The organism is Burkholderia sp. Ax-1724 (assembly GCF_011752995.1).
Classification (GTDB): Bacteria; Pseudomonadota; Gammaproteobacteria; order Burkholderiales; family Burkholderiaceae; genus Paraburkholderia.
The window spans coordinates 14701-29468 of the sequence record NZ_VWWL01000044.1 but is presented as its reverse complement, the minus strand read 5'-3'; the positions used below and the strand labels follow the sequence as shown (position 1 = coordinate 29468).

15 protein-coding genes are annotated in these 14768 nt (G+C 64.2%); 8 read left to right on the top strand and 7 right to left on the bottom strand.

The annotated features are described in order from the left end of the window. From F3J19_RS31760 to F3J19_RS31750, 3 genes are all read left to right on the top strand, one after another. Positions 1-368: energy transducer TonB (locus F3J19_RS31760; RefSeq protein ID WP_167050387.1), on the top strand; the 368-nt coding region annotated here is incomplete at its 5' end. A gap of 27 nt (positions 369-395) precedes the next feature. Continuing rightward, positions 396-1130, top strand: coding sequence for a MotA/TolQ/ExbB proton channel family protein (locus F3J19_RS31755; RefSeq protein WP_167050386.1), 735 nt, complete (start codon positions 396-398; stop codon positions 1128-1130). A gap of 16 nt (positions 1131-1146) precedes the next feature. Beyond that, on the top strand, positions 1147-1566 hold the full coding sequence (locus F3J19_RS31750) for a biopolymer transporter ExbD (RefSeq protein ID WP_167050384.1): 420 nt from the start codon (positions 1147-1149) through the stop codon (positions 1564-1566). A gap of 404 nt (positions 1567-1970) precedes the next feature. Here the strand turns inward: F3J19_RS31750 and F3J19_RS31745 are convergent, their stop codons facing one another. Beyond that, positions 1971-2966, bottom strand: coding sequence for a LysR family transcriptional regulator (locus tag F3J19_RS31745; RefSeq protein WP_167050382.1), 996 nt, complete (start codon positions 2964-2966; stop codon positions 1971-1973). A 122-nt stretch (positions 2967-3088) separates the two neighbouring features. On the opposite strand from F3J19_RS31745, the gene F3J19_RS31740 reads away from it, so the two are divergent. The 4 genes from F3J19_RS31740 (at position 3089) to F3J19_RS31725 (ending at position 5541) form a co-directional block, all read left to right on the top strand. Continuing rightward, on the top strand, positions 3089-3967 hold the full coding sequence (locus tag F3J19_RS31740) for a pirin family protein (protein ID WP_167050381.1): 879 nt from the start codon (positions 3089-3091) through the stop codon (positions 3965-3967). Positions 3968-4107: 140 nt separating this feature from the next. Next, positions 4108-4506, top strand: a complete 399-nt coding sequence (locus tag F3J19_RS31735; RefSeq protein ID WP_167050379.1) for an OsmC family protein — start codon at positions 4108-4110, stop codon at positions 4504-4506. Positions 4507-4606: 100 nt separating this feature from the next. After that, complete coding sequence (locus tag F3J19_RS31730) at positions 4607-5089, top strand: SRPBCC family protein (protein ID WP_167050377.1); 483 nt, start codon at positions 4607-4609, stop codon at positions 5087-5089. 191 nt (positions 5090-5280) lie between these two features. Then, positions 5281-5541: a hemin uptake protein HemP gene (locus F3J19_RS31725; RefSeq protein WP_167050375.1), complete on the top strand. Its 261-nt coding sequence runs from the start codon at positions 5281-5283 to the stop codon at positions 5539-5541. 403 nt (positions 5542-5944) lie between these two features. Here F3J19_RS31725 and F3J19_RS31720 read toward each other — a convergent pair whose 3' ends face one another. The 5 genes from F3J19_RS31720 to uvrB all read right to left on the bottom strand — a co-directional run bounded on the left by F3J19_RS31720 (position 5945) and on the right by uvrB (position 11745). Beyond that, entirely contained in the window at positions 5945-7354 is a 1410-nt protein-coding gene (locus F3J19_RS31720) for a 4Fe-4S binding protein (RefSeq protein ID WP_167050373.1), read from the bottom strand. Further along, positions 7351-8196, bottom strand: coding sequence for an FTR1 family protein (locus tag F3J19_RS31715; RefSeq protein WP_167050371.1), 846 nt, complete (start codon positions 8194-8196; stop codon positions 7351-7353). Before F3J19_RS31715 ends, F3J19_RS31720 begins: the two co-directional genes overlap by 4 nt. 62 nt (positions 8197-8258) lie before the next feature. Continuing rightward, positions 8259-8591, bottom strand: a complete 333-nt coding sequence (locus F3J19_RS31710; RefSeq protein WP_167050369.1) for a cupredoxin domain-containing protein — start codon at positions 8589-8591, stop codon at positions 8259-8261. A gap of 158 nt (positions 8592-8749) precedes the next feature. After that, positions 8750-9298: an iron transporter gene (locus F3J19_RS31705; protein ID WP_167050367.1), complete on the bottom strand. Its 549-nt coding sequence runs from the start codon at positions 9296-9298 to the stop codon at positions 8750-8752. A gap of 353 nt (positions 9299-9651) precedes the next feature. After that, positions 9652-11745, bottom strand: coding sequence for an excinuclease ABC subunit UvrB (gene uvrB, locus F3J19_RS31700; RefSeq protein ID WP_167050365.1), 2094 nt, complete (start codon positions 11743-11745; stop codon positions 9652-9654). A gap of 401 nt (positions 11746-12146) precedes the next feature. On the opposite strand from uvrB, the gene F3J19_RS31695 reads away from it, so the two are divergent. After that, positions 12147-13346 (top strand): amino acid aminotransferase, encoded by a 1200-nt coding sequence (locus F3J19_RS31695; protein WP_167050363.1) that lies wholly within the window; start codon positions 12147-12149, stop codon positions 13344-13346. 183 nt (positions 13347-13529) lie between these two features. Here F3J19_RS31695 and F3J19_RS31690 read toward each other — a convergent pair whose 3' ends face one another. After that, positions 13530-14762, bottom strand: coding sequence for a patatin-like phospholipase family protein (locus F3J19_RS31690; RefSeq protein ID WP_167050361.1), 1233 nt, complete (start codon positions 14760-14762; stop codon positions 13530-13532). Between the last annotated feature and the right edge of the window lie 6 nt (positions 14763-14768).

The following is a 14768-nucleotide window of genomic DNA, read 5'->3' as shown; positions in this document are numbered from 1 at the left end:
AGCCGGCGCCGCCCGCGCCCGCCGAAGCCGCGCCGCCGCCCGCCGCGGCAGCGCCGCCGATCGGCCGGCAGACGATGGAAATCGCCGCGCCGAAGAACGTCTCGCACATCGATTGCAACATCGCGCAGCCCGAGTACCCGATGCTGTCGAAACGGCGCGGCGAATCCGGCACGGCGTACGTGCGCTTCGTGGTCGGTCTGACGGGCAAGCTCGAGAGCGTCGAGTTGAAGAAAAGCAGCGGCTTCAGCCGCCTCGACGACGCCGCGGTCTCCGCCGTGCGCGCGAGCGCCTGCAAGCCCTATCTCGAGAACGGCCAGCCGGTGCGGGCCGTGTACACCCAGCCTTTCAACTTCAATCTGACCGATTGAAGCAGCTTTCAAAAACAGGGAATTGCAATGCAAAACTACGGATTGGCGCACGTGTGGGCGCAAGGGGATTTCGTGACGCGCGGCATCGCGCTTGCGCTCCTGATCATGTCGGTGATGTCGTGGAGCGTGATCGTGGTCAAGAGCTGGAACGTGATGCGCCTGAAGCGTCTCACGAAGAACGCCGAGCAGGCGTTCTGGCATTCGGACGATCTCGCCGACGGCGTGGAAAAGCTCGGCGCCGGCTCCTCGACGCCGCAGGACAATCCGTTCCTCGCGCTCGCGCTGGCGGGCCAGGAAGCGGCCGACCATCATCATCAAACGCAGCCGCATCTGCATGACCGCATGGACGTGTCGGACTGGATCACGCGCTGCCTGAAGGACACGATGGACGAAAGCGTCGCGCGCATGCAGAGCGGCCTCGCGATTCTCGCGTCGATCGGCAGCACGGCGCCGTTCGTCGGTCTGTTCGGCACGGTGTGGGGCATCTATCACGCGCTGCTCGCGATCGGCGCGAGCGGCCAGTCGTCGATCGACCAGGTCGCCGGCCCGGTCGGCGAGGCGCTCATCATGACCGCGTTCGGCCTGTTCGTCGCGATTCCGGCCGTGCTCGGCTACAACGCGCTCACGCGCGCCAACAAGGCGATCGTCGCGAAGCTCTCCCGCTTCGCGCACGGCCTGCATGCGTTCTTCGTGACGGGCGCGCGCCTGTCGTCGTCCAAGCGTAGCCGCGACGGCCTGCGTCTCGCGACCCGCGCCAACTGATCGACGAGGCATTCCGATGGCAATGAGCCCTTTCGCCGGAGACGATGACGACGGCCTGATGAACGAGATCAACATGACGCCGCTCGTCGACGTGATGCTGGTTCTGCTGATCGTCTTCATGGTGACGATTCCGGTGATCCGTCATGCGGTCAAGATCGATCTGCCGCACGCGAGCAGTCAGAAGGAAGACACGAAGCCCGCGCAGGTGACAGTGTCGATCGACGCGGACGGCAACGTGCTGTGGGACAGCACCAAGGTCGACGACGCGGCGCTTGCCGCGAAGATCGCGGCGGCCGCGCAGGCGAACCCGCAGCCGGAACTGCATCTCGATGCGGACCGCAAGGTGCCGTACGAGAAAGTCGCGCAGGTGATGTCGGCGGCGCAGGCAGGCGGTCTCACGAAGATCGGCTTCGTCACGCAGCCCAAAGCGAAGTAACGCCGCATCGGTGTGAAAACGCAAAAAAGCCCCTTGTACAGGGGCTAAAAAAACAAGAGCCAAAAAGTAAAAGGCCTTCATCGTCAGATGAAGGCCTTTTTTTGTGCGCACTCGGCGCCTTCGGGCGGCGGGATCATTTGCCATCGGCCGAAGACTGATAGCTCCTATCACCGCATGCGACAGCCGTGCTCGACACGGACAGCGCGGTCAGCCCTATCAGGCTCGCTATGATAGCGGCCATGAGTTTTCGCATAAGAGACTCCTTAGCGAAGGGATTTCACTATAGGCCCGAGGGCGCGCGCATTCAAGCAAACGGCCATTGAAAGTAACCATGACAGGCCGCGCTTAAATGCTAAAAACGATTTGCGCGACGCGATACGGCTGACGCGCGGGCGATGCGGGCGCTATGAGACAACTGCCGAGGCAGCCGTGGACGCCGCCTGCGCCGCCTTTTCGTCGCGCACCGGGCACTCACCCATGATGTGCGTGCCGGAATCCTGATCGAGCATCTCGACCAGATAATCGACGAACGCCCGCACGGCCGGCACCATCCCCTGGCGCGAGACGAACACCGCGTACAGCTGCGGCGTCGGAAAACTCCAGCCCGGCATCACCGGCGACAACTGCCCTGCCCGCAATGCGGCGCCGTACATCATCTCCGGCAGCGCCGAGATGCCGACGCCCGCGAGCACCGCCTCGCGGATCGTCATCAGATCGGCGGTCACGAGGCGCGGCTCATGTTCGTGCACATGGCGCGTGCCGTCGGGCGAGATCAGGTTGTAGACGTGGCGGCCGTCGCTCGTCGGCACGTCGAGCGTTTCGAAGCGGCTCAGGTCGGCCGGCGTCAGCGGCGGTGCATTCTGCTGCAAAAGGCTCGGTGCACCGACCAGCATCTGCTGCGTGCGCCACAGCGGCCGCACGACGATGTTGGCGTTTTGGGGCGGATCGGAGCGCACGCGCAGCGCGACGTCGATCGCGTCCTCGAACAGGTCGACCACGCGATTCGTCACGCGCATGATGACGCGCACCTCGGGATAGCGGTGCATGAACTCCGGCAGGATGACCGACAGGATGGTCTGCGAAATCGTGACCGGCACGCTCACGCGCACGGTGCCGCGTGGCGACGAGCGCAGCTGCTGCACCACGTTGACCGCCGCCTGCGCCTCGCTCAGCATCGCCTGACAGTGCTGATAGAAGAGCTGGCCGGCCTCGGTCAGCGCGAGCTTGCGCGTGGAGCGCTGCAGCAGGCGCACGCCGAGCGACGCCTCCAGCTCCGTGAGCCGCCGCGACAGACGCGATTTGGAAATGCCTAGCACGCGCTCGGCAGCGGAAAATCCGCCATGTTCGACGACCTGCGAAAAGTACATGAGGTCGTTCAGGTTGTGAGAATCGATCTTCATCTCATCGTTCCGTTAGCAGAACAATCCATTGCTTGAAGGTGGCTGGTACCGTGAAAAACGGTCCCTATAATAGCCTCATGTTTCAAAAATAACGCTATTCCCCATTTTTCAAGGTGATATTGATGAGCACGACACGCACGATCGAACGCACGTTCCCGTCGGTTCGCACCGTTGAAGGCGGCGGATTTATCGTCCACCGGCCGTTTCCGACGCGTCTTTTAATGGATTTCGATCCGTTCCTGCTGCTCGACGAAATGGGGCCGGTCGACTACGCGCCTGGCGAGGCCAAGGGCGCGCCCGATCACCCGCATCGCGGCTTCGAGACGGTCACGTACGTGCTCGAAGGCCAGTTCGGCCACAAGGACTCGGCGGGCCATTCCGGCACGCTGCACGCCGGCGACGTGCAATGGATGACCGCCGGCGCGGGCGTCGTGCATAGCGAAATGCCGGACCCGGCGTTCGTGCGCACAGGCGGGCGCGTGCATGGCCTGCAATTGTGGGTGAATCTGCCGCGCCGCGACAAAATGATCGCGCCGCGCTACCAGGAAGTCCCGTCGGCGAGCATCCCCGTCGCGACCTCCGCGGACGGCAAGGTGCGCGTGAAGGTGATCGCGGGCGAAGCGCTCGGCGTGAAAGCCGCCATCGAAACGCGCACGCCGATCCTCTATCAGCATTTTTCGCTGCAGCCGGGCGCGACGATCCGCCAGCCCGTGCCGGCCGACTATCGCGTGTTCGCTTACGGGCTGTCCGGCAAGGGCATCTACGGCGAAGGCGAGGCGCGTCGCGAAATCGCCGCGCAAACCATGGTCGTGTTCGAGGACGACGGCGACGCGGTCACGCTCTCGGCCGGCGAGGAGCCGCTCGAAGTGCTGCTGCTCGGCGGCGTACCGCTCAAGGAGCCGGTGGTGCGCTACGGCCCGTTCGTCATGAACAGCGAGGGCGAGATCCGCCAGGCGGTGCTCGATTACCAGGCCGGCCGGATGGGCGCGATTACGCACTGAAACCCGCCGCTGCCTTGGCCGGCCAGGCCGCGAACGCCTGTAAATTCGGTCACAATAACGCTTTGAATCGCGCCGCCCGCGGGTTCGTTGCAACGAACCGCGACGCGCGGCGCTTTTTTCGTCCCCGCAGAGGAGCACGCATGGCAGAGTCCACCGTCACCGCCCACATCGGCTCGACGAACTTCCAGGTCAGTTTCGACGACGGCAGGCACACGTGGCTCGCCGACGAACCCGCATCGCTCGGCGGTGGCGATCGCGGCCCGACACCCGTCTCGCTGCTGCTGTCGAGCCTCGGCGCCTGCACGTCGATCACGCTGAAGATGTACGCGCAACGTAAGGCATGGCCGCTGGCCGGCGTGCGCGTGAAGCTCTCGCTGGAAACCGGCGACGCCGGCTCCACGATCGACCGTCAGATCGTGCTCGAAGGCGACTTGTCCGACGAGCAGCGGGAACGGCTTCTGCAGATTGCCAATGCGTGTCCGGTCCACAAGATCCTCACGCATACGATCTCGATCCGCTCCGCCCTCGCCGTCGCGTGACGGACGTCCGGCGGACGAGCCCACGCAAGCGGGCCGCGGAGATCGACAGAGGTCGGTGGATATCGCAACGTTTGCAATGTTTTCATAGGACGCAGCCGTCTTGAATTTCGAACACCTTATCCAGATCAACGATCCGTTGAATCCCTTCGTCGACTCGATGACCCGCGAACAGTTGTGGGAAGGACTCGTGCTGCGCGCCGAGCAGCCGCAACTGTTCGTGATGGGCCTCGACAGCTGCACGATCCTGTCGCGCGAAGGCAATGTCCTCGAACGCGAACTGCACTACGGCCAGGCCACCGTGCGCGACCGTGTCACGCTCGAAGAAAGCCGCAGCGTGCGCTACGACATCCTGCCGACCGCGGACCACGTCGGCGGCTCGCTCACGATGACGATCGAGCAGCCCGACGAATTGCAGCTCTTCCTGCGTTTCGAGTATGCGACCACGCTGCCCGTCTCGACCGATCAGGACGCCGTGCAGACGCAGGAGATCGTCAAGTCGGCGTATCGCGAGAACGATATCGACACGGTACGGCTGATCCGCCAGTACGTGGTGGCGAAGCAGAAACCGGGACCGTTGCATTGAATGACGCGCGGGCGCCCTGCCCGCGCCACGCCACTCCACGCAGGGCCGTGACCACGACGGCCCTCGATCCTCGTACGGCGAGTCGTTCCTCTACCTATCGGAAGTCGAATCCAATAAATTACTCTTTCTTGTAAATAGGAATAGTTATCATTTAGAATCAAATCCATCGAATCGACGAACAGCTCAAACGAATGACCGATCTGAACCGCTCCTCTACGCTCGGCCTGCGCCGCCCGGCGGCCGCGCTGACCAGCCGCCCGAAAACGTCGTCGACGGCCAACGCATCGGCCAAGCCGGCCCCGGATCGCAAGAACGCTCCGGGCGAGACACAGGAGCGGGTCGTGCGCAGCGACGCGTTGCTACAGGGTCATAGTCACGTCAGCATCGTCCATAACGGCGAGACCTACCAGTTGCGTGCCACGCGGCTGGGCAAGCTGATTCTGACGAAGTAAGGAACGAGAGGTCAGTACAGGGTATTGTGGGGACCACCTCCCAGAGAGGTGTTAGGCATTAGCCAGCCACGACGGCTTGCACGCGAGAACTAGACCCCTTCGTGCAGACACCAAGCCAGCCGTCGCAGCAAGCCAGGCCGCTTTTTTGGTTCTCACTGGATAGCAGATGCGCCAAACGTCGCGTGTCGCTGAATCGGAAAAATGGAAAAGCCGTGGGATGGTGACATCCCACGGCTTTCTGTTTGGTGCTGCGGTTTTCCGCCTAGGGTTTTCTTTGCCGGTTTTTCCTTTGGCCGATACGGTTCGCTGCGCTGCGCGTCGGCCGGCGGCTGCGCGGAGCGAGCACCGACGCCGGGCAGTCCGCGAAGCCGCCGGCGCGCGCCGCTCGCCTACTTCCCGCCTACTACTTCGACGCCCAGCCCCAGAACATCAGCCACCACGCGCTATTCACCACGGCCAGCGCCGCGACGAACCACAGCAGCGCCAGCGCGCGCGGCACGAAGCGCTCGCTATAGCGGCGCGTGACGAGCCACGCGAGCCACGCGCTCCACAGGCTCGAAATCACCAGAATCGCGATGCGCAGATCCGACGCCCACCACAGCGGCACGTGTTCGGCGCGCAGCAACGACAGCGTCGTCGCCGAAAGGCCGAGGAACACGCCCGCGCCGGCAATCGGAATCAGCCCCTGCGTCAGATGATGCAGCCGCGTTGCGTCAAAGCGCCCGAGCATGCGCGTCGCGCCCATCAGCAACAGCAGCAGCGCGGTGCCGTAGACGAGCGCCGTCGCGAGGATGTAGCCGATCAGCAGCGAGCCGTCGAGCCATGAGAACACGTCGTTCTGCTCGGGATAATGCGTGAACAGGAACCACGGCGCGTTGGTGTCGAGCGGCCACGTGATGTCGTGATCGACGAGCCACGTCGCGGCAAACATCTTCAGATCGATGAACCAGCGCGAGGCAGTCCAGTGGAACGCGCCGATCGCGATGCCGAGCAGGCCGTAGAGGATCAGCGCGGTGTCCCACGGGTTCGCCTTCTTGTCGCCCAGTTGCACCACTTCCGACGACGGCTTGCGCCACGTCAGCGCAATCGCGTCGCGGTGTCCGCTGCAACGGCCGCACATATGGCAGTCCGCCGCACCCTTCATGTTGCGCAACGGCACGAGCGGCGCGCAGTTGATCGGAATCACGCGATGCCCGTGCTCGCCGTTCGTGTACGAGCGGCGCCAGGCGTCTTCGTCGACCTTGTAGTGAAACGGCGCAAGGCGCGCCAGAAGCGCAAAAACCCCGTTGACGGGGCACAGATACTTGCACCAGACGCGCTTCTCGCGTCCGTACAGCAGGCCGATCACGATCGCCGCGAAGGTCGAGCCGCCGAGCACCAGCAGCACGGCTTTCGGGTACTGGTAGACGCTCACCATCTGCCCGTAGATCGTCGTGATGCCGAACGCGACGAAGGGCCAGCCGCCCCAGCGCATCCAGCGCGGAATCGCGCGGCCGCGGCCGAACCTGCTCGCGAATTCGGCGAGCGCGCCTTCGGGGCACAGCACGCCGCACCAGACGCGCCCGAGCATCACCATCGACAGCAGCACGAACGGCCACCAGATGCCCCAGAACACGAACTGCGCGGCGAGCGTCAGGTTGCTCCACAGATGCGCGGTGTCGTCGGGCAGCGGCATCAGCGCGGGCACGATAATCAGGAACGCGTACACCGCGACCACGATCCACTGGATGCCGCGGATCGCCGCGCCGTGACGCTGCATCCACTGGCCGGCCGCCGCGAGACGGCCCGGCCGCGGCGCCATCACGGTACTCATGCCGCGCGCCCTGCTGCCTGCTGCGCCGGCTTGCGGGTTGCGCGGCGCACGAGCCACCAGACGACGCCCCAATAGACCGCGTAGGCGATCAGGTTCATCAGTGCCGGATGCGCGCGATAGCCCGTCAGCGTCGCGACGAGCGAGCCGAAGGTGCTCGAATCGTCAAGGATCGCCGACGAATTCCACAACTGGTCGACGAGCGTCGGCAGGATTTCCTTGTCGATCAGCTTGTCGACGCCGGTCTGGAACAGGCCCGCGCCGAGGAACAGCAGCATGATTTCGGTGACGCGGAAAAAGAGCCGCCACGAGAAAATCTTGCCGCCGAGCTGCAATACGTAGAAGGTCAGGAACGCGAGCGCGAGACCAATCGCCACGGCCAGCATCTGGCTGCCGTCGACGTGGCCCGACTGGCCGAAGCCGAGGCCGTACAGGAAGATCACCGTTTCGCTGCCTTCGCGCGCGATCGCCAGCGCAACCAGCACCGCGACGCCCCACCAGTTCGAATCGCGCTGGCTCTTTTGCAGCGACTGTTCCATGTCGCGCTTCAGCGTGCGGCCATGCTGCTTCATCCACAGCACCATCTGCACGATCAGCACGCAGGCGATCAGCACCATCGCGGTCTGGAAGTAGTCCTGCGCGTCGCCGGACAGCACCTCGGTGAAACCGACCAGCGCCGCGCCAAGCGCGACCGCCGCGATAATCCCGGCCGCCACACCGCCCCACAGGTACGGCAGGCCGCGGCGCGCGTCGTCGTCGCCGTTTTTCAACCACGCGTACAGGATGCCGACGACCAGCAGCGCCTCGACACTTTCCCGCCACACGATGAACAGAATCTGACCCATTCAAGCTCTCCTTCGATACTTCTGCTGCCCCGCGCGCGAGCGCGCGCGTGCGAGGCCACTGCTTACTTCGCGACGATCACGCCCTGCGCCTGCTGGTGGAAATCGTCGAAAAACTTGTATTCGCCCGGTTCGAGCGGCGCAATCACGACGAACGAATCGGCGCCCGGCGCCAATACCTTCTCCTTGCGCAACTGCACGCTTTCGAATTCGGCCGCGCCCTTGCCGGTGTTGCGCACCTCGATCTTGATGCGCTGCCCCGCCGGCACTTCGATGCGCGCCGGGTTCAGCTTGCCGTCGCTCATTTCGAGCTTGAAGGTCGGCAGGTCGGCTGCGTGAGCCGCGCCCGCCAGCCAGAACGTCGCCGCGAGCATCGCAATCTTTCGGTTGATTCCCATGAGCCTTTCCGGAAAACACGGCACGCCGACCCCGGCTACCACACCGGACGCCGGCGCGCCGTCTGCTGCATTCACCGAGCCGCCCCGGCCGTCGCGCGACCGTGCGTTCAGGCACGGCGACGCGATCCTCGGCGCGGCTCGCGGTCGCTTCGCGGCAATTAATAGCCGCCCTTCTTGCCGATGCCGGCGAAGGTGAAGTCATAGTCGAGCGTGAACGGCTTGAACCACGGACCCACGCCGGTTTCCTTGTCGACGTGGCGGCCGAACGCCGTATGGCCCATCTGCATCGGCGGTTCGACGATCAGCTTCAGGTGGTACTTGCCCGGGCCTTGCAGCTTGACGTTGTCGCCGTAGTGCGGACCGTCGTTTGCGACCATCGGCATCAGGTCTCCCTTCAGCGGCTGGTTCGAGCCGGCCTTCGTCAGTTCGTAATGCACCTGCAGATACGGCATCCAGTCGCCTTCGGCGAAGCCGGTCGGATTGTTCTTGACCGCGTGGATGTCGGCCTCGAGGTGGACGTCCGAGTCCGATGCCTTGCGCATCATGCCTTCGGGTTCCATCGTGATCGGCTGCAGGTAGACCGCACCGATTTCCATGCCGCCCTGGATCTGTTGCTTGCCGATCGGGTATTCCGCAGCCGATACCGAGAGCGCCGCGACAGCGGCCGCCACGGCTACGCCGCCACGTGCAAATGAAGAAATCCGCATTGAAACTCCTTGTTTTTATCAGACTGGAATCGAATCCATTGGAACAGTGCGCGCAAGCCAGATGTAAATTTAAATGCGAACCATTCTCAATATTGGTCGAGTTTATCATCTATCCCCGGGGAGAACAAACGCGAACGCACGCCAGGCCTTGTGCCGTCAGGGTCTTAAGGCAGATTTAAGGGAACGGGTGCTGGCGGCGGAAATGGGGAGCGATAGTGAAACCGGGGTACACCGGCGATGGCGCCGGCCCGGATGCCATGCATTGCGCGGCTGCGGGAGCGCGGGCGAGTCGCTCGCGGGCGGGTGCAATGAACGGGGCGCGGCGTATGGTCGCGCCCCGGATGAACTGCGCGTCAGTCGACGCCGGACACATGATCGCCGACGTTCGCGCCGAACACGCGCTGACGCAGCAATGCCAACTGGTCGCGGGTCTGCGCGGCCTTCTCGAATTCGAGGTTCTTCGCGTGCTCCATCATCTGCTTTTCGAGGCGCTTGATCTCCTTGGCAAGCTGCTTCTCCGACATGTCCTCGAATTTCGCGCGCGTTTGCTGCTCTTTCAATTCGGCGCGCGCTTCGTCGACGTTGTACACGCCGTCGATGATGTCGCGAATCCGCTTGACCACGCCGCGCGGCGTGATGCCGTTCTCGACGTTGAACGCGATCTGCTTCGCGCGCCGCCGCTCGGTTTCGTCGATCGCGCGGCGCATCGAGTCGGTGATCTTGTCCGCGTAGAGAATCGCCTTGCCGTTCACGTTGCGCGCCGCCCGGCCAATCGTCTGGATCAGCGAGCGCTCGGCGCGCAGGAAGCCTTCCTTGTCCGCGTCGAGAATCGCGACGAGCGACACCTCGGGAATATCGAGCCCTTCGCGCAGCAGGTTGATGCCGACCAGCACGTCGAATGCGCCGAGGCGCAGATCGCGGATGATCTCGACGCGCTCGACCGTGTCGATGTCGCTGTGCAGATAGCGCACCTTGATGCCGTGATCGGCCAGAAACTCGGTGAGCTGCTCGGCCATGCGCTTGGTCAGCACCGTGACGAGCACGCGATCGCCAACCTTGATGCGCTCGTTGATCTCGCCGAGCACGTCGTCGACCTGGCTGCGCGCCGGCCGCACCTCGATCTCGGGATCGACGAGCCCGGTCGGGCGCACGAGCTGTTCGGCAACCTGGCCGGCCGTTTTCTTCTCATAGTCGGCCGGCGTCGCCGACACAAACACGACCTGGCGCATCTTGCGTTCGAATTCGTTGAACTTGAGCGGCCGGTTGTCGAGCGCGGACGGCAGCCGGAAGCCGTAGTCGACGAGATTTTCCTTGCGCGCGCGGTCGCCGTTGTACATGCCGTTCAGCTGGCCGATCAGCACGTGCGATTCGTCGAGCATCATGATCGCGTCGGGCGGCAGATAGTCGACGAGCGTCGGCGGCGGCTCGCCGGGCGCCGCGCCCGAGAAGTGCCGCGAGTAGTTCTCGATGCCCTTGCAGAAACCGAGTTCCTGGAGCATTTCGAGGTCGAAGCGGGTGCGCTGTTCGAGCCGCTGCGCCTCGACGAGCTTGCCGTCGCCATAGAAGAATTCGAGCCGTTCGCGCAACTCGGCCTTGATCGTCTCGACCGCGCGCAGCACGGTGTCGCGCGGCGTCACGTAATGCGACGACGGATACACGGTGAAGCGCGGAATTTTCTGCCGCACGCGGCCGGTGAGCGGATCGAACAGCTGCAGCGTTTCGACTTCGTCGTCGAACAGTTCGACGCGCACGGCCATCTCGGCGTGCTCGGCCGGGAAAATATCGATCGTGTCGCCACGCACGCGGAACGAGCCGCGCTGGAAGTCGGCTTCGTTGCGGCTGTACTGCATCGCGATCAGCCGCGCGATGATGTCGCGCTGGCCGAGCCGGTCGCCGGTGCGCAACGTGAGAATCATCTGGTGATATTCGGACGGGTTGCCGATACCGTAGATGGCCGAGACGGTCGCGACGATCACGACGTCGCGCCGCTCCATCAGGCTCTTGGTCGCTGACAGCCGCATCTGCTCGATATGCTCGTTGATCGACGAATCTTTCTCGATGAACAGGTCGCGCTGCGGCACGTACGCTTCCGGCTGGTAGTAATCGTAGTACGAGACGAAATACTCGACCGCGTTGTGCGGGAAGAACTCGCGGAACTCCGAATAGAGCTGCGCGGCGAGCGTCTTGTTCGGCGCGAACACGATGGCCGGGCGGCCGAGCCGCGCGATCGTGTTCGCCATCGTGAAAGTCTTGCCGGAGCCGGTCACGCCGAGCAGCGTCTGGAACGCGAGACCGTCCTCGACGCCTTCGACGAGCGTGTCGATGGCCGTGGGCTGGTCGCCGGCGGGCGGATAGGGCTGGTAAAGCCGGAACGGCGAGCCTTCGAACGAGACAAATTTCGATTCGTCGAGCGTGTCTTCGGCTTCAGTCAGATGGTGTTCGGACATGGGGACGGCACCGGGCCTTGGAGCAAAGAACCATTCTAACGGGTTGCGGGAAGCGGGGATCGGGCGCGGTTACGCAGAACAGGCGCCGGGCTCCCTCTTCGCCAAACGGGATCTGCGCGGATTGCCCGCTGCCACACGTGGCCCCGTCGTGCCTGTTTTTCAAGCAAATAATTGCCGGTTGCCCGCCTTGGCGGACGAAAAACGCGGCCGGATTCGTTACAATGCGAAGTTGCGCTCGCTCGCCGCTGCCCGATGGACCGGCCTCGTTTTGCGTGTTTCTCCGTGCGTTTCGCCGCGTGTTTCGCCAGATTCCCGCCAAACGCCCGAAACGCCGCCGACGCCCGAAGCCAGGCCGCCCGCGCGCGACGCCGCCCTCTTTTCACTACTGCTGCCCATCCATCATGTCTCTGTTCTCCGCCGTCGAACTTGCTCCCCGCGACCCGATCCTGGGCCTGAACGAAGCCTTCAACGCCGATGCGCGCGCCACCAAGGTCAACCTCGGGGTGGGCGTGTACTTCAATGAAGAAGGCAAGATTCCGCTGCTGCGCGCCGTGCGCGACGCGGAAAAGGCCCGCGTCGAAGCCGCGCTGCCGCGCGGTTATCTGCCGATCGAAGGTATCGCCGCCTACGATGCGGCCGTGCAAAAGCTGCTGCTCGGCAACGATTCGCCGCTGATCGCAGCGGGCCGCGTCGTCACGGCGCAGGCGCTGGGCGGCACGGGCGCGCTGAAGATCGGCGCGGACTTCCTCAAGCGCGTGAATCCGGCCAGCAAGGTCGCGATCAGCGATCCGAGCTGGGAAAACCACCGCGCGCTGTTCGAAGGCGCGGGCTTCGTCGTCGAATCGTATCCGTACTACGACGCGCAAACGCACGGCGTGAACTTCGACGGCATGCTGAGCGCGCTGAACGGCTACGCGGCCGGCACCATCGTCGTGCTGCACGCGTGCTGCCACAACCCGACCGGCGTCGACCTGAGCGTCGAGCAGTGGAAGCAGGTGGTCGAAGTCGTCAAGGCGCGCAACCTCGTGCCGTTCCTCGACATCGCCTACCAGGGCTTCGGCGACGGCATCGAAGCCGACGCGGCAGCCGTGCGCCTCTTCGCGGCAGCGGAACTGAACGTGTTCGTGTCGTCGTCGTTCTCGAAGTCGTTCTCGCTGTACGGCGAGCGCGTCGGCGCACTGTCGATCATCACGGCCAGCCAGGAAGAATCGGCCCGCGTGCTGTCGCAACTGAAGCGCGTGATCCGCACGAACTACTCGAACCCGCCGACGCACGGCGGCTCGATAGTCGCGGCGGTTCTGGCATCGGCCGAACTGCGCGCCACGTGGGAAGCCGAACTGGGCGAAATGCGCGAGCGCATCCGCGCAATGCGCAACGGCCTCGTCGAGCGCCTGAAGGCAGCCGGCGTCGACCGCGACTTCGGCTTCGTGAACGCACAACGCGGCATGTTCTCGTACTCGGGTCTGACGGCACCGCAAGTGGACCGTCTGCGCGAAGAATTCGGCATCTACGCGGTGAGCACGGGCCGCATCTGCGTGGCTGCGCTCAACACGCGTAATCTCGACGTGGTCGCCAACGCGATTGCTCACGTGCTGAAGTAAGGCATTGCGCGGCGCGGACCTTGGCCGCGCTGTATTTGATTGCGCTGGATGGCAGACGCCAATGAAAACGGCGCCCTTTTTGAAAAGGGCGCCGTTTTTTTTATTGCCTGAGCAAAGGTAGCGCTGGCGCCAATGCTTCGGCTCTTTCGGCAACAACCCCACCAGCGCGAACTCGATGCAAACTCAGCGCGAATCCCGATGGATGTCGTGGGTCACGAACCCCGCATCGTTGTCCGGCATCTCGAGCCAATCGGGCTGCTCGAGGGAATGGCGAATATCTTCGAGGCCGCTTTGCCAGTGCTCGCGCATCGTCGACAGGCCGAACTGGAAGTCCTTGTAGTGGCCTTCGTATTCCTTGTGCCGGTAAATCAGGTGGATCACGTTGTAGCGCTTCGAGCACGACAGATCTTCGGCCAGCTTGCACCACGGGTCGTCGCGCTGCTCGACGGGCACGCGGTCCAGCACCTCGCGCAGCACATGCCGGAAGCGCTGCGAACGCTGCACCATGTCGGTCACGAGACGCGTGCGGCTCGAATACTGGATGTCTTTCATGCGCCCCTGTACGTCGGAGAGACTATCCGGCACCGGCCCGATCGCGCTCCACAGATCGACCTGAAACGCGAGCGTGTCGCGGCGCGGCGTGGACTGCATCACCTCGTAGAGCGGCGTATTCGACATCAGCCCGCCGTCCCAGTAGTACTGACCGTCGATCTCGACTGCGGCGAAGCCCGGCGGCAACGCGCCCGACGCCATGAAATGCTCGGGCCGCAGCGTCGTATGCGTATTGTCGAAATACTCGAAGTTGCCCGTGCCGCAATTGACCGCGCCCACCGACACACGTATCTCGCCCGAATTGATGCGGTCGAAATCGCATAGCGATTCGAGCGTGGCTTTCAGCGGCGTGGTGTCGTAGTAGCTGGCCATTTGCGGCGGCCCGGACACCGTGGGCAACAGCGGCGGAAAGCGCGGCACGAAAAAGCCCCGCTGCCCTTCGACGATCGCGCTCATCGCCTGCGCCGCCGTGAATGCCTTGCGTACGGCTTCGCTGGAATTGAAAAACGCGTGTTCGACGAAAGCCGGCACCGGCGGCCCGAAGGCCGGCTGGCAGATCGTTTCCCAGAATTGCAGCAACCGCTCGACGCGCTTTTCCGGCGGATTGCCCGCAATGATCGCCGTATTCAAGGCGCCGATCGAAATGCCCGCCAGCCAGTTGGGCTCGATGCCGGCCTCGTAAAGTCCCTGGAAAACGCCCGCCTGATAGGCGCCCAGCGCGCCGCCGCCTTGCAGCATCAGCGCGACGGTTTCGTAGTTAGGCAAGTGGAGATGCCGGCGCGGGTGCGTGGCCGGCGCCGGACCGGCGCCCTCCCCGTCGCCGGACACGCCCACGCGCGCCCGCTTGAGATTGCGTTGCGCCATGGGCCT

Bases quoted from the DNA above. Each gene is read 5' to 3' on its own strand.
- F3J19_RS31720 (WP_167050373.1), bottom strand. From the start codon at position 7,354: ATGAGTACCGTGATGGCGCCGCGGCCGGGCCGTCTCGCGGCGGCCGGC.
- F3J19_RS31705 (WP_167050367.1), bottom strand. From the start codon at position 9,298: ATGCGGATTTCTTCATTTGCACGTGGCGGCGTAGCCGTGGCGGCCGCT.
- uvrB (WP_167050365.1), bottom strand. From the start codon at position 11,745: ATGTCCGAACACCATCTGACTGAAGCCGAAGACACGCTCGACGAATCG.
- F3J19_RS31695 (WP_167050363.1), top strand. From the start codon at position 12,147: ATGTCTCTGTTCTCCGCCGTCGAACTTGCTCCCCGCGACCCGATCCTG.
- F3J19_RS31750 (WP_167050384.1), top strand. From the start codon at position 1,147: ATGGCAATGAGCCCTTTCGCCGGAGACGATGACGACGGCCTGATGAAC.
- F3J19_RS31735 (WP_167050379.1), top strand. From the start codon at position 4,108: ATGGCAGAGTCCACCGTCACCGCCCACATCGGCTCGACGAACTTCCAG.
- F3J19_RS31715 (WP_167050371.1), bottom strand. From the start codon at position 8,196: ATGGGTCAGATTCTGTTCATCGTGTGGCGGGAAAGTGTCGAGGCGCTG.
- F3J19_RS31690 (WP_167050361.1), bottom strand. From the start codon at position 14,762: ATGGCGCAACGCAATCTCAAGCGGGCGCGCGTGGGCGTGTCCGGCGAC.
- F3J19_RS31725 (WP_167050375.1), top strand. From the start codon at position 5,281: ATGACCGATCTGAACCGCTCCTCTACGCTCGGCCTGCGCCGCCCGGCG.
- F3J19_RS31745 (WP_167050382.1), bottom strand. From the start codon at position 2,966: ATGAAGATCGATTCTCACAACCTGAACGACCTCATGTACTTTTCGCAG.
- F3J19_RS31740 (WP_167050381.1), top strand. From the start codon at position 3,089: ATGAGCACGACACGCACGATCGAACGCACGTTCCCGTCGGTTCGCACC.
- F3J19_RS31710 (WP_167050369.1), bottom strand. From the start codon at position 8,591: ATGGGAATCAACCGAAAGATTGCGATGCTCGCGGCGACGTTCTGGCTG.
- F3J19_RS31755 (WP_167050386.1), top strand. From the start codon at position 396: ATGCAAAACTACGGATTGGCGCACGTGTGGGCGCAAGGGGATTTCGTG.